We start from the raw sequence: 18,892 nt of genomic DNA on the forward strand, positions 1-18,892 counted from the left end.
CCGCATAGATGAAAATCTGAGTGGCTATGATATGAAGAGAAGAACAGTTTTCTTTTCCAAATCGTTAGAATCACCCATTCAGATTGTTCATTCATCTGGATGGGTTTTTTGTTTGAAAAAAGTAGTTGAGGTGGATATTTTAAAAAATTCTCGTAAAATAATAGGAGGAATATAGAAATGAATATACAAAAGATAAAAAGAGCAGGTTTAGCATTAGGTGCAACGGTATTATTAGCAGCATGTGGAGGAAATGGCGCAGGGGATTCTGCTTCAGATGTAAGCAATGCTTCTTCCACAACTAGTTCTACAGCACAAGAAAATGGTACAACGGATAAAGAGACTATTAATATTGGAATTTTACAGTATTTAGAACACGATTCTTTAAGTGCCTCTCGTAAAGGGTTTATAGATGTATTAGAAGAAGCAGGGTACAAAGAGGGCGAGAACCTTAATATTGATTACCAAAATGCTCAAGGGGACCAAGCAAACTTACAAACGATGTCTGAACGAATTTCAGGTACAAGCGACTTACTGCTAGCGATTGCTACACCATCTGCACAAAGTATTGCAAATGTTGAGAGAGACCTTCCTGTACTGTTTACAGCAATCACTGACCCTGTAGATGCAGGTTTAGTAGATAGTCTAGAAGTTCCAGGAGGAAATATTACCGGAACAACGGATGCAGGTCCGATTGAAGACCAAGTAAAATTGTTACTTTCTATTGTTGACGATGCTAAAACAATTGGAATTATTTATAATTCTAGTGAACCAAACTCTGTAATCCAGTCTGATCAAGCAGAAGCAATTCTAAAAGAATCAGGAATTGATGTAAAAATTCTAACAGTAAATTCAAGTAATGACGTTCAACAAGTAATGGAGTCTCTTGCACAAGATGTTGATGGAGTATATATTCCAACGGATAATACGTTAGCAAGTACAATGGCGACTGTTTCTCAAGTAGCGATTGCCTATGAACTTCCAGTTGTTGCTGCTTCTACTGATCAAGTGTTAGCAGGTGGGCTAGCTACATACGGAATTGATTACTATGAATTAGGAAGACAAACGGGAGAAATGGCTCTTGAAATTCTAGAAAATGGTGATGAACCTGCCACGATGGCCGTGCAATCTTCAACAGCAGTTGAACTAGTTGTTAATGAAGAAATGGCAGATGCTTTAGGAATTGATCCAGCAAGTATTGTAGTTCCAGAATAAGCAATAAAACAGTGAAAATATAAAAAAGAAAGAACCGGAATCTAATAATTCTGGTTCTTTCTTTTTTTAAAAGTCATTGATATCCATAATAAAAATAATTTAAACTAGCAATAGAACATGAGTAAAAAAACTAAATTAAAAAGAATAAAAGGTGTTGGTCATAGAAGTTGGATGGAGTACACTAACATTTCTTTGCAACCAATCATTACCGGAATCGTAGTTCCTTTATTAAAAATATATGTAATGTGTATCTATATCAAGTGACTTTTTTGGAAAGACTGTTTATACTGGATACATGTTAAAAAAATGGAGGAATTATTTTGAAAAAATGGATGTCGCTCATCTCGATTGTAGCCTTGTGGGGTTGCAGTGCAAACGTAGATACAGATCAAAATGACAGTAGCAATGGAATAGAATCCACACCAGCAATTGTAGAATCATCAGAAAGTGAATCTGCAGCGATTATAGAATCAGAAGAAGAAACAGAAAATCGTGTTTCATTTATTGGAGTAGGTGACAACTTAATCCATGACTCTGTCATACAATCAGCAAAACTAGATGATGGAACCTATGATTTTACACCGATGTTTGATAATGTTGCATCGTCTATAGGAGAGGCAGATCTAGCATTTTTAAATCAAGAAACAATATTAGCTGGATCAGATTATCCATATGCTGGTTACCCATCCTTTAATACTCCAGATGAAATGGCACAAAATATGCATGATCTAGGTTTTGATTTAATTAATGGCGCAACCAATCATACGCTAGATTATGATTACACAGGTGCAATTCATGCAAAAGAAGTTTGGAATCAATTTGATGATTTAATTTACACAGGAAATTTTTAAGTGAAGAAGACCGGAATACCATACCAACGATGGAAAAAAATGGAGTGACCTTTTCATTCTTAGCTTATACATATGGTACCAACGGACTATTGCCTGATACAGATTGGCGAGTGGCTTACTTTGATGAAGAGAAAATAAGGCAAGATGTGGCTCGTGCGAAAGAAATAAGTGATGTTGTTATTGTTTCTGCTCATTGGGGAGACGAAGATACCCCAGTAGTAAATGATTTCCAAAAAAGTTATGCACAACTATTTGCTGATTTAGAAGTAGATGTTGTGATTGGAACTCATCCACATCATATTCAACCGATTGAATGGCTAACAGGAGAAAATGGAAACGAAATGCTCGTTGTCTATTCTTTAGGTAATTTTTTAGCGAATGCACTCGCAGATATCAATACCCTAGGTGGGATGATTACGTTTGACTTTGTAGTAGATGAAGAGGGTACGTCTGTAGAAAATATTAAATTTAAACCAACGATTAGCCACTTTACTGAATACAAAACAGGAATGGAAATTCCTACGAAAGATTTTAAAATATATATGTTAGATGAATATACAGATGAGTTAGCATCAGAACATGGGTTAAATCGTTTTGATGACATTGAAATTAAACCAGAACATTATCAAAAATTAGTGGATGACATAATTGCACCCGAATTTTTAGAAACAGCACCCTAATCATATTATCACTATATGTTCAGTTATAAAAGGACAAATGTTTGAATAAAAGAATTTAGTTTTTTGTTTATTTTTAAGAATGGAAATATGGAATTTAAACCTTCTGAGATAGTTGTATAGACAACCATCTCAGAAGGTTTTTTCTTATATGGAAATAAAAACATTTCATTATTATTTCAACAAAAGTTTTAAATGAGTTTGCATTTATTAGATTTTAATTGTATACTGATGGCAAGAAACACATTTTTAAGAAATTATTAATACTTTTTATTTCCACGTGCACCTATTCACATTATTCAACCCCAAAGTCACCTGCTATCTCCATTACTCTTACCTAACACAAATTCTAGAATTTACTACTATATAATTCGTAAAATATGTTTTACAATACTATTTTTATGAAACGTATTTCCTTAACCTACTATTCCCTTAATCTACGCCCCTCGCTTTACCATAGCTACTACACAGGCGGTTTTGAAGGGACACCCTCTTTAGACACAACATAACACGATTCCCCCTCATAATTTTGCATGCCATACATCCCCGGCTGCTGACGAAGAGTAAGATGTCCCTTCAATTCTTTTTTATGTTTTCATATTATGAACGTATAAAAAACTCTTTACTATCCCTTTGTGTTTTTGATTAATGCTCCTTATCATGATAAAATCAAACATATAAGAAGATCCCATACATAGGAAAGTAGAGGGGTACTGCTGATGGATAAAATTGAAATTCAAAAAATATCAGAACAAGCTTTAAAAGCTCATGAAAAAGAAGATTATGCAAAAGCTGAAAAGCTTTTTTTAGAAGCTCTTTACCTGCTAGATGATAAGGCAAATCCACTCTATCAGAGATTAGTCTATGGTTTAGGAATCAATTACGCCTTACAAGAAAATTATGAAGGTGCAAAAAGCTGCTTTCAAGAAGGCCGATTTAATGCTATAAAAGCACAAAATATGGAATTCGAGTTACAGATGATTCACGAATTGATTGTGGTTTGTAGAAAAGCTGAAGAATATCAAACAGCCGAATTACTTGTTGAAGAAGAAATTCTGTATCGAAAAACCCATACTCCTGATGATTTGATTGGTCTTGTAACTGCTTATTATGAAGGAGCTATGACCTTTCTTTCTTCGCTTCATTTTAAAAGAAGTAACCTCTATTTAAAAGAAGCGTTAGTTCAAGCAAAAAATATTCCCGATGATCGTTATACTGCTTGGATTTATATGGGAATGGGTGACTTGTATTTTGCACAGAATGAGAATGATTTAGCTAAAAAAGCATATCAAAAAAGTCTAGCTATTTATGAAAAATATGAAAACAAAAAGATATCTAATATATTATGTTTACGTTTACGTCAAACAGAGCTATAAAATATCCGTACATTTTAGTTTTGATAATCCAAGTCTAGTAGACACGAATGTATGCAATGAACACAATTGTATTTTATATTTCTGTTTATTCTTATAGATGATTATGCTATTATTAAAGATGTTAAACATTTATTGGGATAATGCCGATAATAAATATATAGAATATTATTTTGATAAGAGGAGTTTTTTTGATGGCATTGAATGAAAAGGAATCAAAAGTGTTCGCTTATATTAAAGAGGATCCTTTTATTTCACAGCAAGCGTTGGCAGATAAAATAGGACTCTCACGTCCAGCCGTCGCCAATATTATTTCTGGATTAGTTAAAAGAGGGTACTTATTAGGTAAAGCGTATGTTGTCAATGAGACTCGACCAATTATTTGTATTGGAGCAGCAGCTATCGATCGCCGTTACTTCATCGAAAATGAGTTAATTACTGGGGAATCTAACAAGGTTACTTCTCAAACATCTTGCGGTGGAGTTGCTTTAAGTGTTGCTGAGAACCTGGGACGTTTACAAGAAGATGTTGTCTTAATGTCTTTAGTAGGTGAAGATGAAGAAGCGAAAACAATAAAAGATCAAATGCGTCCTTTCATGAAGTTAAACGAGGTGGAGCAAATAAATGCGTTCCCAACAGGAACGTATATGGAAGTCTTGGATAATAAAGCTGAAATGGTTATTGGTTTAGCGGAGATGGATATTTATGATCGAATGACTCCAAATTGGCTAATGAAACGTTCTATGCTTTTAAAACAAGCGCAAGCAATTATGGTGGATACAAATACTCCAAGGGAAACCACTGAAATGGTTTTAGAAATTGCTGCTAAAAATAAAATTCCTGTAATTATGGTTACTGTTTCTGCGTTAAAGGCACATAATATTCCATCTAACTTAAAAGGAGTAAAAATGTTTGTCACTACTCAAGCTGAGGCAGAAATGTTTTTTGATATGAAAATAGAGAATGATGAAGATTTGAAAAAGGTATTAAATAGGTATCTAGACATGGGCACAGAACATGTGATTATTACTTATAAAAGTAAATGTATCCAGTATGCTAGTCATAAACACGGTACGCTAAGATTTGATTTGCGTTATACAGATTCAGATTCTTATGTTTGGGGAACGAATGAGGCTTTAGCTGCCGGATTAATATATAGGTATATGATGACGAAAAATGTTATTGATGTCCTTATGACTGGGATCGTTAATGCTGCTCAAACAACGCACTCTATCCATAAAGTTCGTCATGATCTTTCTCAGGCAACTTTAGAAAAGGATATAAAAGCATTTGGAGAATCAGACTTTGAAAAGATATAAGAAGAAAGGAGTGCATATGCATTCCTTTTTTTTCGCTTTTTTTTGTGAAGTGCTGTAAAATGAAGGAAAGGTAACGCTTTCAAAAAGTGAGGAGGAAATAAAAATGTTAGGGAAATATAATCGAATTATGGTTCCGGTAGATGGTTCATTACCTTCTATTGATGCTTTTAAGAAAGCAGTTCATATTTCAAAAAGAAACCAAGCAGAAATATATGTAGTGACAATACTTGAAAAAACTCGAGATGAAGAAGAAGCCGCTTATCAACAAAGAAGTAAGGAAGAATTGCACCATGCTCTAGAAAATTATGCGGAGAAAGAGAATGTGAGTGTTTCAAAGAATATACGTACTGGAAATGCAAAACAGTTAATAGCGGAAGGATTGGTTAAGGAATGGAATATAGATTTGATCGTTATCGGAGCTACTGGAAAAGGTAGGATTGCTAAAATGGTGTTAGGTTCGGTAACCAATCATGTAACAAGATATGCTATGTGTGATGTTCTCATTGTAAAATAGGGTAAGAAATAAGACCTCGACTGAATAGTTGAGGTCTTGTTTTTTATACAGTTATTCTTGCATGACTTCCTTCAGAAGTATGAGTGACTTCAATATGAGCTGGAATACGTGTCTTTAATTCATCTACGTGTGAAATAACTCCTACAATCCTTCCACGGGCATTTAATTCTGCTAGCGTTTGAATCGCATGGTCTAATGATTCCGAATCTAAGGTTCCGAAACCTTCATCTATGAAAAGTGTATCGATTTGGATGCCGCCACTCTGACTTTGCATCACATCACTTAATCCCAGCGCTAAAGCTAAGGATGCTTTGAAACTTTCACCACCAGACAAAGTTTTAACGGAACGTGTCTGGCCTGTGTAATGATCAAAAACATCCAATTCTAAGCCTTTAGCACCTATCCCTTTTCCTTTCTCTTCTGTACGTAATAATAAGTAACGATCAGCTGTCATTTGTTGCAGTCGAATATTAGCTGCTTTTACAATTTCCTCATAATAGATAGCTAGCACATATCGTTCAAATGACATTCTTCCCGTTTCTTTTGAAGTTCCATTTGCAATTTCAGATAAACGTTGAACACGTTGATATTTTTCTAAAACTCCGTGCATTTTTTTATAGATTTTTTTAATTGAGGTTTGACCTTTTACAATGGTCTGTAACAAACTGCGAATCATACTTATTTGTATTTCGATTGAATCTTTTTCTTCTTGAACCTGTCTACGTTCTAGCTCTAGATGATCTAAGGTCATATCGTTCCCATAACTATCTATGAGTTGTTTTTGAGTGTTTAAATTTTGAGTATTTATTTTTACCGAGTCTTGAAACTCTATCAGATCTTTTTCTTTTTGTTGGGCTGCTTGATTGGATAGTAGTTCTTCTTCAAAATTCTCCTTGAAACCAGCTTGATCTAGTTTATTCTGATACTCTATATGAAATTGTTCCACTCGTTGATCGGTAGTTTCTACCTGCTTTTCTAAAGAAGATATGGTTGATATTTGTCCAGCTAACTTTTTTTCTAATTCAGTTATTTTATTTCTCATTTCGGGATATTCTTTTTCGATGTGAGTGATTTTATTGTTCCACTCAGTGAGTTCTTTTTTAACTACCTCTAAATCTAGATTGGAAATTTCTGGTAATAAATTCTTTTTATTTGATTCTAAAACTTCTATACGATTATTTTGATGAAGAATATTTGTGTGAAGTTCTTTATTTTTTAGCTCCGCATCTCGTTCTTCTTGTGCAGTAGTTGTTATTTTTGATTGTACTTTATCAAAATGAACGATCATTTCTTGAAGAGACTGAAGTTCTTTTTCTAAAGCTTGTAGTTTTTCACTTTCTTGATCCATTCTTTTTGAAAGTTTCATTTTTTCTGAGTGAAGAGATTCAATAGTAAATCCTAATGAGTTTTCAAAGGTAGTAATTTGTTTTTTTAAGCTAGCTACGACTGCAGAATTCTTAGAATAGATGTGAGAAGCAGTTTCGCGACTTCTTTCCATCTCTTCGAGTTGTTCGTCGGAAGGAGTCTCTAATATAGGTTGAGCCAAGGAAGGGTGCTCATAGGAACCACAAACTGGACAAGGATGATCCACTTCCAAATCAGCAGCGAGAATCCCCGCTAAATTGTTATTGTAAAGCTTACGTTGTTCGGTAAGAAGATTTGTTTTTTCTTCATAATTAATTTGGCTATTTTTCATTTCTTTTATGGCATTATGCAAATCTTCGATAAGTGATTCTAACGTTTGTATATCCTTTTCTTTGTTTTGTACATTCTTTATTTGTTCTTGAATCAACTGTTTACCTTCATTTTTTTCCCATAAACTTTCTTGTGCGATACGAATTTCTAGAGATTGTGCGTTCCATTTCTCTTTGTTTTTTTTCAATTCAACTAGTTGTACCTCTATAGATTCTATGGTTTTTTTTGTATCCGTTTTTTGTTTTTCTAAGTTTAATTTTTCTTCTTCCATTTGTTCTAATTGAAGAATTTTTTCATTTTGCTTCTTTAATTCTTCTTTTTCTTTGCGCCATTGAGGAAGTTTTTTATACTCTTCTTCTATATTAAAAAATTGATCTGTTAAATCTTGAATCAATGTACCTGTTTTTTTCTTTTCTTCTTGCTCTATTATAAATTGGTTTTGGATTTGATTGTTTTCTAATTCGGCAGCTTGCCACTGTTTTTTAGCTTCTAAACAAATCTTTCCCTGTTGATAGTCAAAAAGTTCTGTTTCTATTCGCTGGTAGTCTTCTGTAACAGCTAATAATTTTTTGTTTTCAAGAAGAAGGATCTCGTATTTTTCCCATTCGGTAACTTGTCCTTGCAAAATTAATAAATGGTGATCATTTTTTTTCAAGGAATCTAAAAATGAAGCTTCCTTTTTAGAATAGTTTGTCGCTAATTTATCTAGGCGATCTAGTACACTTTCTGTATCTTGGAGTTTCATCGCATTTATTAGTTGTTCATCATCAATATCGATTAGATACTCATAAGCAGCACGCAGAGAAATTTCGGCATGTTCTGCATCTTTTTTTAATTGTGAGGCTTGCTTTTTTAAAATTTCCTGGAAAGAGAGAATGAGCTCGGTACGGAAAATGTCCCGAAAAATCTCTTCTTTATTTTTACTATCTGACTCAAGAAGTTTTTTAAATTCACCTTGAGGGAGCATAACAATTTGTTTGAATTGATTATAAGATAAAGAAAGTAATGTCGTAATTTCTTCATTAGCGTCTTTTATCTTCGTAGTGACCGTGTCACCGTTATAAAAAGCAACGGTTGATTCATAATTTTTTACAGTACCTTTCCTTTTTCCAGGTCCCGTTTGTTTCGGGGAACGAATAATTTTGTATTCTTCACCTTTTAGTTCAAATTCAAAAGTTACTTCGCAAAGATCTTGATCGGAGGCAAATTGAGATTTAAAAGTATCCTTACTTCGACTCTCACCGCTAGCATCATCATATAAAGCATAAGCAATTGCATCAAAAATAGTAGTTTTTCCTGAGCCAGTAGGACCACATACTAAAAAAAGATTTTGATTTTTTAAATCTTTAAAATCAAGTACCGTTTTTTCTTTGTAAGGTCCGAAGGCAGTTAACTCTAATCGAAGAGGTCTCATTTTGAATTCCTTTCTGCAGCTGAAAATGCATCATAAATAATAGTATCGTCTTGCTCGTCTAGAAGAGAATTTGTATGTTCGGAGTAAAACTCTTTGAATAGATCAGGTAAAGAGTATTTTTTAAGGTCTGCTTGAGTATGGGTTAGACTAGTAAATTGTTTTTCTAGATGATTGACATATTCCAGGCCCATTGCGTTTGGATAACGATGGCGTAATCGATTCATGGAATCCATGATGATTCCTGAATCCTCTAACTCAAAGAATAAATAATCATTTGAGGTACCTTTCATCAAGTCATCAAAGGCACCTCGAAGAGTACGCATATCACGTTTGGGCTGAATATAAAGAGGTGTGATTTCTAAATGATTCTTATCAATATCGACAAGAGTCACTTGTTTTTTATGTCGGCATTCTGATTTAGAATATTTTAAAATAGAACCACTATAGCGAATCGATTCCTTTTTCACCTTTTGAGGTTTATGTAAATGTCCTAACGCTACATAGTCAAAGTCTTCGAATACCTCCACTGGAATATATTCTGCAGTACCAATGCTTAAGGGACGCTCTGAATCAGAGGCTTCAACTGAATCCGCAGTTCCACTAATCACATAACTATGACCAATTAAAATGTTACATTCATCCGGATTCATATCTTTTTTAATGGAGGCGACTTGATATCGGGCGACATCCTCCATCGTACGAATGTCTGGATTTTGGTAGACTTCACGAATATATATGGGGTCGCCAAAAGGGACTAAGTAGAAGTTTGTCTGTTCAATTTGAACTTTTCTAATGGTTGGTTTAATGGTACCTTCCATGTATAATTGATTTTCTGTAAATAAACGAGAACCAAATTCCAAGCGCTCATTACTATCATGATTCCCAGCAATGGCTAATACTGGAACTTTCAATTCGGTTATCATTCGAGTCAGAATTTCATCCGCCAGTGAGACAGCTTCTTTTGGAGGTAATGAACGATCGTATAGGTCTCCTGCCATGATAATGACGTCAACATTCATTTCTTTGATAGTATCAATTAATTGGTGAAGGTAATAACGTTGATCCTCAATCATTGAGAATTCATTGACTATTTTACCTAAATGCCAGTCAGCTGTATGTAAAATACGCAAAAAAATCGCTCCTTTATGATAAGATAATACAATGTTTAAAATGAATCCCTAGATATGAAACATAAGTATTTCTTTCTTTTAAGTATAACAAAGAGAATTTTTTAAAGTCATTTTATTTGAAAAACAAATAAAAAGATTATGGAAAACAAAAACATCTTTTCTGCTTTTCGATTCTCGTTATGTAGAAGAGGTATTAAAAATATGGTAAAGTGTTTAAGAAGAGGAAAAAGAACAGGAGCGGATTAAGAAAATGAGTGGATTAAAATATCGATTAAGTCATCAAGTAAAAGGATATGAATGTGATTTTCAAGGAGAAATGACAGTACCATCACTGATTAACTTGATGATCCATGTCTCAGGTTTACAAAGTGATTCTATAGGAAATACCGAGGCCAGCATGTCTGAACAAGGATTAAGCTGGGTAATTGTTCAGTATAATATCGATATTCATCAAATTCCACGTAGGCGTGACCAAATTACAATTGAAACAGAAGCAATGAGTTATAATCGATTCTTTACCTATCGCGCTTTTCGAGCTTACGATGAAAATGAACATTTACTAGTAGAAGTTCTCTCAACCTTTTCTGTAATGAACTTAGAAACTCGTAAACTAGTTCGTGTTCAAAAAGAAATGACAGAACCATATGAAGCTGATGAAATTCGCTCGATTATCCGCCAACCTAAAGTCATACCAATAACAGAGGAGAATCCAAAAGAACAACTATTTACTGTACGCTATTTGGATATCGATTCCAATCAGCATGTTAATAATTCGAAGTACTTTGATTGGCTTATTAATACCGTTGATTTTAATTTTTTGATTTCTCATCAAATAAAAAGAATTCAAATTAAATATGAAAAAGAAGTTGGATTTGGAAATATGATTACAAGTAAAATGAGTACATCTTCTGAAATTGCAGAAGATGGGACTCGTATGACGGCTCACCAAATCTGGAATGAGAGTACAATTGCTTGTGTAGCTAACATTTTTTGGAAATCAAGAAATTGACAGAAAGGTGAAAATAGATTATACTCTATTTAAATTGAATCGAAACAAGTTGGGAATGAATGTCTCCCTAAGTTGGAAAACTTGAACCGCTTGATAAAAGCTGATGACTTCTGCATGAGATAGGTGCAGAGTTGTCAGCTTTTTTGTATTCATATAAAAAAGGAGTGTTAACATGTTAACAAGTATTGCTTTTGTTTTAGTTTTTGGTTTACTTTTAGGGTATGTATTTCGAAAGATGAAAGTTCCTGGTTTGATTGGAATGATTTTAGCTGGGGTACTATTAGGACCGTATGTTTTTAATTTTCTTGATGATTCTATATTAGGATTGTCTCCAGATTTAAGACAGATTGCTTTGGTTATTATATTAACTAGAGCGGGACTTACCTTAGATATTCGTGATCTAAAAAGAGTAGGGCGATCAGCATTGATGATGAGTTTTGTTCCTGCTACAGTTGAAATAGTAGCTGTTACTTTACTAGGACCGCTTTTGTTGGGAATGGATATCATTAGTTCTATGGTAATGGGAACGGTTTTGGCAGCTGTATCTCCTGCGGTTGTTGTACCGTTCATGTTAAAAATTATGAAAGAAGGGTACGGTAAAAAAACATTCCGTTCCCCAATTGATACTCTCTGGAGCATCCATTGATGATGTATTTGTAATTGTTGCCTTTACTTCTTTCACAGCACTTTCTTTAAGCGGAAATATGAATGTTCTAAGTTTTATTGGTATTCCAATCTCTATTCTTTTAGGAATTCTTCTAGGAGTGCTAACTGGTCTTTTACTACTTTCATTTTTTAAATATTTTCAAGTAATAAATCCGATTAAGGTCTTGTTATTTCTAAGTTTATCTTTTCTATTACTCGAAATAGAACAACAATTAGCTGGAACGGTATCGATATCTGGATTGCTAGCAATTATGGCTATGGGAATTACTTTTAACCAAAAGAATTCAGAAGTAGCTACTCAACTTTCTAATAGTTTTGATCAACTTTGGATCCCAGCTGAAGTAATTTTATTTGTTTTAGTCGGAACCAGTTTAGATATTTCTTATACGCTACAAGCTGGTTTTGCAACGGTTGCTTTAGTTATTCTTGCTGTACTTGTTAGAATGTTTGGCGTTTTCTTGTCTACTGCAGGTACTATTTTAACAACAAAAGAAAAACTTTTTACAATGGGTGCTTATACGCCCAAAGCAACGGTACAAGCTGCAATAGGTGGGGTTCCATTAGCAATGGGACTTCCATTTGGAAAGGAAATCCTGACGGTTTCTATTGTTGCAATTTTAATTACTGCCCCGATTGGAGCTTTTTTCATCGAAAATAGTTATCGGAAATTACTAGAGAAAGACTAACACTCTAAACAATAAAAATCTATTTAAATAAAAAATAAGCGTTGAGACAAAAGTCTCAACGCTTATTAAATGTTTTTATACATAAAGTGCGTCTACGCGTTTTTGAACATCTTGATCATTTAAGAATTCTTCATAAGAAGTTTCCAAACGATCTACCACACCATTTGGAGTGATTTCAATAATGCGATTTGCAGTTGTATTTGTAAACTCATAGTCATGTGATGAAAAGAGGAGAGCCCCTTTAAATGAAATCATACCATCGTTTAAAGCAGTAATAGATTCCAAATCTAAGTGGTTTGTTGGATCATCCAAAATCAAAACATTTGCTTTAGAAAGCATCATTTTTGAAAGAATAATTCTAACCTTTTCTCCACCAGAAAGTACAGAAACACCTTTCATTACATCGTCTCCAGAGAAAAGCATTCTACCTAAGAAGCTACGTAGGAACGTATTATCATCTTCTTCTTTACCGGCGAATTGACGAAGCCACTCTAAAATATTCATATTTGGATTTGGAAACTCAGAAGAATGATCTCTTGGAAGATAACTTCTAGAAGTTGTAACTCCCCATTTGAATGTTCCAGAATCAGCTTCTGTTTCCCCCATTAAGATTTGGAATAGGGTAGTCGTTGCGATATCACGGCGACTTGTAAAAGCGACTTTATCATTTCGTCCAATGGAGAAACTAATATTATCTAAAACTTTTACTCCATCAATAGACTTAGAAAGACCTTCCACAATCAGAACATCGTTTCCGATTTCACGTTCAGGTGTAAATCCAACAAATGGATATTTACGTAGAGAAGGCTGGATATCATCTAGAGTAATTTTATCGAGTGTTTTCTTACGTGAAGTTGCTTGTTTTGATTTAGAAGCATTTGCACTGAAACGCGCAATAAAATCTTGTAATTCTTTAATTTTTTCTTCTTTTTTAGAGTTTTGGTCCGCAGCTAATTTTGCAGCTAGTTGACTTGATTGTAACCAGAAATCATAATTCCCTGGGTAAAGTTTAATTTGTCCGAAATCGACATCTGCCATGTGGGTACATACCGTGTTTAAGAAATGACGGTCATGGGAAACCACAATAACTGTATTTGGAAAGTTGATCAAAAACTCAGAAAGCCACTCAATAGACTGTTTATCCAAACCATTAGTAGGCTCATCCAAAAGTAATACATCAGGTTGACCAAATAATGCTTGTGCCAATAATACTTTCACTTTTTGAGGTTCAATTAATTCGCTCATATTCTTGTAGTGAAGATCTTGGCTAATTCCCAGCCCTTGTAAGAGACTAGCAGCGTCTGCTTCTGCTTCCCATCCATTTAATTCTGCAAATTCACCTTCAAGTTCACCTGCACGAATTCCGTCTGCTTCAGAGAAGTCTTCTTTCATATAAATAGCATCTTTTTCTGCCATTACTTGATAAAGACGTTTGTTTCCCATAATAACGGTATCTAGTACTTGATGATCTTCAAAACCAAAGTGATCCTGGTTTAATACAGATAGTCGTTCGTTTGGATCGAGAATAACATCTCCAGTAGTTGGAGAAATTTCTCCTGATAAAATTTTTAAGAAAGTTGATTTACCGGCGCCGTTTGCTCCGATAACACCATAGCAATTGCCTGCGTTAAATTTAATATTTACGTTGTCAAATAATTTCCGATCGGAAAATAGAAGACTTACATTTGATACACTAATCATTTTTTGGCATTCCTCAATTCGTTTAATATTGTCATTCCACATTCTAACACAATCCTAGCAAAATAAAAGTCTTTTAGCTTATCTTTATCTAGGTTTTTACTCCATTTCATGAAATAAAAAAAGGTAATCCCTTGCTCTGAGAGAAGGTGGAAGTGATTTTGATAATTTCTTGATTTTGGATAAGTAGACCACTTTATATAATCAGTGTGTGGAACATGTAGGTACTGATCATTTTGAATCATTAAGAAGAGACCTTGCTTATTTTCTTCTATATATAGCGTATTCTCTTGTAATAATGGATGAGCAAAAAAAAGACTAGGCATTACGATTACTGGAATTTCTCGACTTTGAAATACATCTAAGGAATCAGTTTCATTTGTTTCTTCAGGAGGAAGGTATTGGAACAACGTATTCCAGTTATTAGTCTCCTCGTGGTATTGTAAATTCAAAGATTCATTGTAAAATGGAATTTGTTTTTTTAATTCTTTTTTTGGAATTTTTCTTTCTATTTGAAAAATGTTTTTGTGGATATAAAAATGAAGCAACTGAACAGGGGCTTTATTTTCATCCAATTGGAGCAAATGATGTCCATCCCATTCGGTTGAATAGGTAGGAGTCGGATCCCATTGATGAACTCCTTTTGAAATAGCGTTCTTATCCGATAGAAAATATTCAAATACTCCTGATTCTCCTCCTGAAAGAGCCACACGATTCATATCACTGAGAGATAAAGAATAAAACTTTTCTGTAGAAATTAAATCAGATTGAAGGGTTCCACTTTCAGGTGTCAAAACGAAAAAGCCGTCCTCTGTAAGATAGTAGAGGTCATGATTATATATAAAAAAGTCTCGTACTTCTTTTTCAAATAAAATTTCTTTTATAAAACAGGAATGGATATCATTTATATGAGTAGATATCTTTTGAAATGGAAAAGGATTTTGGTAGATTGGTACATCACCAAAAGGAATATGATTCATCCACCTATTCCAATCATAAAGATGAAGAGTTTTTTTGTCTTTCCAAAGATATAAGATTCCGCTGTAGAGTGCTACATCAGAAAATGATTGATCTAAAAATATACGGGTCATCAAAATATGATCTTTCTTCACGCGAACACTCCCTTTGTTAACCAGGTTCATTATTACCCTACTAGTATAACATTTCCTTATTGAATAGAGCAGGATGAATTAGGGAACGGATCTGTCATAAAAGAAATGGTATATTGATTAAAAACGTGTTAGAATATTTCAATCATCAAAAAATTAACTAGCATACGCACAAAGGAGTCGTTATGGAAAAGAAACTATCAGGAAAAGAATATGTATTTATAGGTTCATTGTTATTTGGTCTGTTTTTTGGAGCTGGTAATCTCATATTTCCGGTTCAAATGGGCCAACTTTCCGGAGCAGATATGCTTCCGGCAACATTAGGTTTTTTAACAACAGCAGTAGGATTACCATTTCTAGGTATTGTAGCAATGGGAATGTCTCGTAAAGATAGTTTATACGAGTTAGCTAGCAAGGTGAGTCCTGGATACAGTATGTTTTATACATGCGCCTTGTATCTGACAATTGGTCCATTCTTTGCCATCCCTCGTACAGCAACGGTTTCTTTTGAATCAGCCTTTGCACCATACTTACCTGCAAATCAGTTGCAGCTAGTTTTACTTATTTTCTCAGCACTCTTTTTTGGAAGTTCTTTGTGGTTTTCTTTGAAACCTACTGAAATTCTTAAATGGGTAGGGAAAGTATTGAATCCTATTTTCTTAGTTTCAGTGGCAATATTAATTGCTTTCGGAATGTTCAATCCAATGGGAGAGGTAGCAACGATTCCAGTTGCAGAAGCCTACCAACAACAAGGTTCTTTTTTCAAAGGGTTTTTAGAAGGATATAATACAATGGATGCTTTAGCATCATTGGCTTTTGGTATTATTATTGTTAGTACGATTAAAAACTTAGGTGTAACAAAGCCGGCATCGATTGCAAAAGATACTATTATTTCTGGAATTTTTAGTATGTCCTTGATGGGAATTATTTATGCTAGTTTGGTATATTTAGGTGCTACCAGTCGTGGAATCATTGAAGTGAGTCCAAATGGTGGAGTTGCATTAGCAGATATTTCTCGTCACTATTTTGGAGGACTAGGTGGAATTGTCTTAGCAGTTATTATTACTGTGGCTTGTTACAAAACCGCAGTAGGTCTGATTACAGCTATTAGTGAAATGTTCGTTACTCTTTTTCCGAATAAGCTAACGTATAATCATTATGTATATGTATTTACTGCTATTTCTTTTATTGTAGCTAACCTTGGACTCAATCAAATTATTGCTTTTTCCATTCCAGTATTGATGTTCCTCTATCCACTGGCGATTACGTTAATCGTTGTTACGATTCTTAGTCCTTTGTTCAAAGATAAAATGATTGTATATCAAATGACTACGATCTTCACTTTGCCTTTTGCATTAATTGATTTCCTTCATGCACTACCAAAAGGATTAAAGAGCAGTATTGGATTAGATCAATTATCTATCTGGGCTAAGGGATTTATTCCACTCTTTTCAGTTGGTATGGGTTGGCTTATACCAGCAATCATTGGTTTTATCATTGGATTAGTCCTAACGAAACGAAAAACTAAGTAAGATTAGCTTTTAGATTAATTATTATTTTATTACTTGAACCGTAGCAAAAGCTATTCCAAAAAAAAGTCACAACGAATGATTGCATTCGTTGTGACTTTTTTCTATAAATATTCGCCTATTTTTTTGAGCAGAGCATCATTGTTGTTTACAATGATACCATTCGTTTTTATCAACCCAACAGTATATAAATTAATATAGGAAAACTGAGACTCAGCAACTTCTTGTAAGGCTGCTATTTTCTGAGGGTGAGTAGCACCCTGTTGACGAGAATCGGTGTACAGCCCTATTATTGGAATTCCGCTTGATAAGCAACACCAATTTCAGTAGCAACTCCTACATCAATAATGGCACCATCTAAAACGGCGACCATCAAATCAGAAGAAAGCAGAGCGTCGGTATCATATTTTGCAATCTTAATAGAGTCAGCATATGCATTTTTATCGTTGATATCTCCTTGTTCTTGAGGAATATACATATCTAAATCAGGATAAGCTTCTTTAATTTTACCGGTTAAAAATTGATTGTACTGTAATTCCATTTCTGAAAAGAGGGGACTTGCGTAGTATATTTTTTTAGTCATTTTGTATCTCCTTTGTAATAATATCTTCTCTATCATAGCAAGATAAGGAGATTCCTGCAAAAAAAATTTAATGTAAATTGAATAGAATACTAATTTATTTAAAGAGTTTATGAAACATATGACGTAAAAGCGCTACCAGGTTACAAATGTGTTACAAAACGAAGTCGGGAATCGACCTTATATAACAGAATGATAAATTTGAAACCGAATCGTAAGGTCCTTGAAACCAACTGAGCATGTTTGAGAAGTATAATAGGATGGAATTCGAAAAGAAAGAGGCGAACGAATATTGGTTAAAAACAAAAAGTTTGGAAGAGTGATGATTGCTGGACTAGCTGCACAACTCCTTTTGGCTGCCACACCTATTCAAGCAGCTACGTTGGATCAACTGTCAGAACAAGAGCAAAAGCAACAACAAATAATTTCCAACTTAGAAGTTACCATCGCTGACAAATTATCCTATATAAATGAAAAAAAGTAGAAGTTGAGAATCTACAAGCAGAAGTATCCCAAACGGAAGCAGACAAACAAAAAACTACAGAAGAAATTTCAATACAAAAAGAATTGATTGCAGCAAGAAGAGAACAATTAGAAGCTAGATTGGTTGCTCTACAAGTATCTCCATCAACTACTAATCGTGTTATGATGCTTTTTGACTCAGAAAACTTTACAGATTTTGTAGGACGTTTTGTAGCCCTTGCACAAATCCAGTCTGCTGATAAAGAACAAATTGTCTCAGCAATGGAAGAAGAAGAAAAATTAAAAGAATTAGAAGAAACGTTAGCAGAACAAGTGGTAACGATCAAAGAAAAAACAACTATAGTCGAAACAGAACTTGCAGAATTTGACAAAGAATTAGAAAGTCTACAAATTCTAATGGCAGATAATCAAGAAGGTTTAAATCAAATCTTAACTAAAAAAGAGAATGAGAAAGTTCGTTTGGAAGAAGTAGCCGCAGCCGAAAAAGTAGCAGCCGCTGAGCAAGCTGCTAAAGCAGAAACTGCAACAAAAGCATCTGAAACTACTCAGTCCACTCAAACCACTCAATCAAGTTCAGTATCAACACCGGTTGTTGAAAAACAAGAACAGCCTGCTGTTGAAGCACCTGCATCAACAAACGGAAGAACTCTTTCAGTGTCAGCAACTGCGTATTCTCGTCACGAAGCAGGGTTGTCCAATTTTACTGCAACAGGAATTGATTTACGTCGAAATTCAATGGTTATTGCCGTTGATCCAAATGTTATTCCTCTAGGTAGCCTGTTGGATGTACCTGGTTATGGAATTGCAATTGCTGGAGATACAGGTGGAGCTATTAAAGGAAACAAAATTGATTTACATATGGAAGATGTTGGTCGAATGAATGCTTTCGGAAGACAACAAATGACCATTACTATTTTAAATTAAAATAAACACTTCTTGAGGAGCGA

Annotated in this window: 16 protein-coding genes, 1 pseudogene and 1 riboswitch; of the genes and pseudogenes, 12 read left to right on the top strand and 5 right to left on the bottom strand. The window is 34.2% G+C overall.

Translation table 11 applies throughout. From position 1 onward, the window contains the following. Positions 1 to 177 precede the first annotated feature (177 nt). The 6 genes from LZ578_RS04605 (at position 178) to LZ578_RS04625 (ending at position 5,946) form a co-directional block, all read left to right on the top strand. Positions 178 to 1,212 (top strand): ABC transporter substrate-binding protein, encoded by a 1,035-nt coding sequence (locus tag LZ578_RS04605; RefSeq protein ID WP_235146143.1) that lies wholly within the window; start codon positions 178 to 180, stop codon positions 1,210 to 1,212. A 320-nt stretch (positions 1,213 to 1,532) separates the two neighbouring features. Continuing rightward, positions 1,533 to 2,063 (top strand): CapA family protein, encoded by a 531-nt coding sequence (locus LZ578_RS12445; protein WP_255763939.1) that lies wholly within the window; start codon positions 1,533 to 1,535, stop codon positions 2,061 to 2,063. Positions 2,064 to 2,092: 29 nt separating this feature from the next. Beyond that, positions 2,093 to 2,743, top strand: coding sequence for a CapA family protein (locus LZ578_RS12450; protein WP_396326689.1), 651 nt, complete (start codon positions 2,093 to 2,095; stop codon positions 2,741 to 2,743). Between the two features lie 716 nt (positions 2,744 to 3,459). Then, positions 3,460 to 4,116 (top strand): tetratricopeptide repeat protein, encoded by a 657-nt coding sequence (locus LZ578_RS04615; protein ID WP_235146144.1) that lies wholly within the window; start codon positions 3,460 to 3,462, stop codon positions 4,114 to 4,116. A gap of 191 nt (positions 4,117 to 4,307) precedes the next feature. Further along, positions 4,308 to 5,432 (top strand): PfkB family carbohydrate kinase, encoded by a 1,125-nt coding sequence (locus LZ578_RS04620; RefSeq protein ID WP_235146145.1) that lies wholly within the window; start codon positions 4,308 to 4,310, stop codon positions 5,430 to 5,432. A gap of 103 nt (positions 5,433 to 5,535) precedes the next feature. Next, positions 5,536 to 5,946, top strand: coding sequence for a universal stress protein (locus LZ578_RS04625; RefSeq protein WP_235146146.1), 411 nt, complete (start codon positions 5,536 to 5,538; stop codon positions 5,944 to 5,946). A gap of 43 nt (positions 5,947 to 5,989) precedes the next feature. Here LZ578_RS04625 and LZ578_RS04630 read toward each other — a convergent pair whose 3' ends face one another. Further along, positions 5,990 to 9,055 (bottom strand): SbcC/MukB-like Walker B domain-containing protein, encoded by a 3,066-nt coding sequence (locus tag LZ578_RS04630; RefSeq protein WP_235146147.1) that lies wholly within the window; start codon positions 9,053 to 9,055, stop codon positions 5,990 to 5,992. Then, positions 9,052 to 10,185 (bottom strand): exonuclease SbcCD subunit D, encoded by a 1,134-nt coding sequence (locus tag LZ578_RS04635; RefSeq protein ID WP_235146148.1) that lies wholly within the window; start codon positions 10,183 to 10,185, stop codon positions 9,052 to 9,054. The genes LZ578_RS04630 and LZ578_RS04635 overlap by 4 nt, the downstream gene beginning before the upstream one ends. 250 nt (positions 10,186 to 10,435) lie before the next feature. Between LZ578_RS04635 and LZ578_RS04640 the strand changes: the two genes are divergently transcribed. From LZ578_RS04640 to LZ578_RS04645, 3 genes are all read left to right on the top strand, one after another. Beyond that, complete coding sequence (locus LZ578_RS04640; protein WP_235146149.1) at positions 10,436 to 11,194, top strand: acyl-[acyl-carrier-protein] thioesterase; 759 nt, start codon at positions 10,436 to 10,438, stop codon at positions 11,192 to 11,194. Between the two features lie 42 nt (positions 11,195 to 11,236). Next, a riboswitch (Fluoride riboswitch) is annotated at positions 11,237 to 11,314 on the top strand. Positions 11,315 to 11,366: 52 nt separating this feature from the next. Next, positions 11,367 to 11,840, top strand: a complete 474-nt coding sequence (locus tag LZ578_RS12455) for a cation:proton antiporter (RefSeq protein ID WP_255763940.1) — start codon at positions 11,367 to 11,369, stop codon at positions 11,838 to 11,840. After that, positions 11,815 to 12,546, top strand: a complete 732-nt coding sequence (locus tag LZ578_RS04645; RefSeq protein ID WP_255763941.1) for a cation:proton antiporter — start codon at positions 11,815 to 11,817, stop codon at positions 12,544 to 12,546. The genes LZ578_RS12455 and LZ578_RS04645 overlap by 26 nt, the downstream gene beginning before the upstream one ends. Before the next feature lie 75 nt (positions 12,547 to 12,621). Here the strand turns inward: LZ578_RS04645 and LZ578_RS04650 are convergent, their stop codons facing one another. Further along, positions 12,622 to 14,247, bottom strand: coding sequence for an ABC-F family ATP-binding cassette domain-containing protein (locus tag LZ578_RS04650; RefSeq protein ID WP_235146397.1), 1,626 nt, complete (start codon positions 14,245 to 14,247; stop codon positions 12,622 to 12,624). Further along, a complete protein-coding gene (locus LZ578_RS04655) occupies positions 14,244 to 15,356 on the bottom strand; it encodes a hypothetical protein (RefSeq protein WP_235146150.1) in 1,113 nt (370 codons plus the stop codon). The genes LZ578_RS04650 and LZ578_RS04655 overlap by 4 nt, the downstream gene beginning before the upstream one ends. A gap of 182 nt (positions 15,357 to 15,538) precedes the next feature. Between LZ578_RS04655 and brnQ the strand changes: the two genes are divergently transcribed. Continuing rightward, positions 15,539 to 16,885: a branched-chain amino acid transport system II carrier protein gene (gene brnQ, locus LZ578_RS04660; RefSeq protein ID WP_235146151.1), complete on the top strand. Its 1,347-nt coding sequence runs from the start codon at positions 15,539 to 15,541 to the stop codon at positions 16,883 to 16,885. A 101-nt stretch (positions 16,886 to 16,986) separates the two neighbouring features. Here brnQ and LZ578_RS04665 read toward each other — a convergent pair. Continuing rightward, positions 16,987 to 17,465 (bottom strand): annotated as a pseudogene (locus LZ578_RS04665) (nucleoside 2-deoxyribosyltransferase). Positions 17,466 to 17,754: 289 nt separating this feature from the next. On the opposite strand from LZ578_RS04665, the gene LZ578_RS04670 reads away from it, so the two are divergent. Further along, entirely contained in the window at positions 17,755 to 17,946 is a 192-nt protein-coding gene (locus LZ578_RS04670; RefSeq protein WP_235146152.1) for a hypothetical protein, read from the top strand. A gap of 83 nt (positions 17,947 to 18,029) precedes the next feature. Next, a complete protein-coding gene (locus LZ578_RS12600; protein ID WP_311198598.1) occupies positions 18,030 to 18,869 on the top strand; it encodes a 3D domain-containing protein in 840 nt (279 codons plus the stop codon). The last annotated feature ends 23 nt before the right edge of the window (positions 18,870 to 18,892 follow it).

The organism is Jeotgalibaca sp. MA1X17-3, assembly GCF_021513155.1.
Taxonomy (GTDB): Bacteria; Bacillota; Bacilli; order Lactobacillales; family Aerococcaceae; genus Jeotgalibaca.

Coding starts and splice junctions, on each gene's coding strand:
- LZ578_RS12450 (WP_396326689.1), top strand. CDS start 2,093: ATGGAAAAAAATGGAGTGACCTTTTCATTCTTAGCTTATACATATGGT.
- LZ578_RS04625 (WP_235146146.1), top strand. CDS start 5,536: ATGTTAGGGAAATATAATCGAATTATGGTTCCGGTAGATGGTTCATTA.
- brnQ (WP_235146151.1), top strand. CDS start 15,539: ATGGAAAAGAAACTATCAGGAAAAGAATATGTATTTATAGGTTCATTG.
- LZ578_RS04640 (WP_235146149.1), top strand. CDS start 10,436: ATGAGTGGATTAAAATATCGATTAAGTCATCAAGTAAAAGGATATGAA.
- LZ578_RS04615 (WP_235146144.1), top strand. CDS start 3,460: ATGGATAAAATTGAAATTCAAAAAATATCAGAACAAGCTTTAAAAGCT.
- LZ578_RS12455 (WP_255763940.1), top strand. CDS start 11,367: ATGTTAACAAGTATTGCTTTTGTTTTAGTTTTTGGTTTACTTTTAGGG.
- LZ578_RS04630 (WP_235146147.1), bottom strand. CDS start 9,055: ATGAGACCTCTTCGATTAGAGTTAACTGCCTTCGGACCTTACAAAGAA.
- LZ578_RS04650 (WP_235146397.1), bottom strand. CDS start 14,247: ATGATTAGTGTATCAAATGTAAGTCTTCTATTTTCCGATCGGAAATTA.
- LZ578_RS04605 (WP_235146143.1), top strand. CDS start 178: ATGAATATACAAAAGATAAAAAGAGCAGGTTTAGCATTAGGTGCAACG.
- LZ578_RS04620 (WP_235146145.1), top strand. CDS start 4,308: ATGGCATTGAATGAAAAGGAATCAAAAGTGTTCGCTTATATTAAAGAG.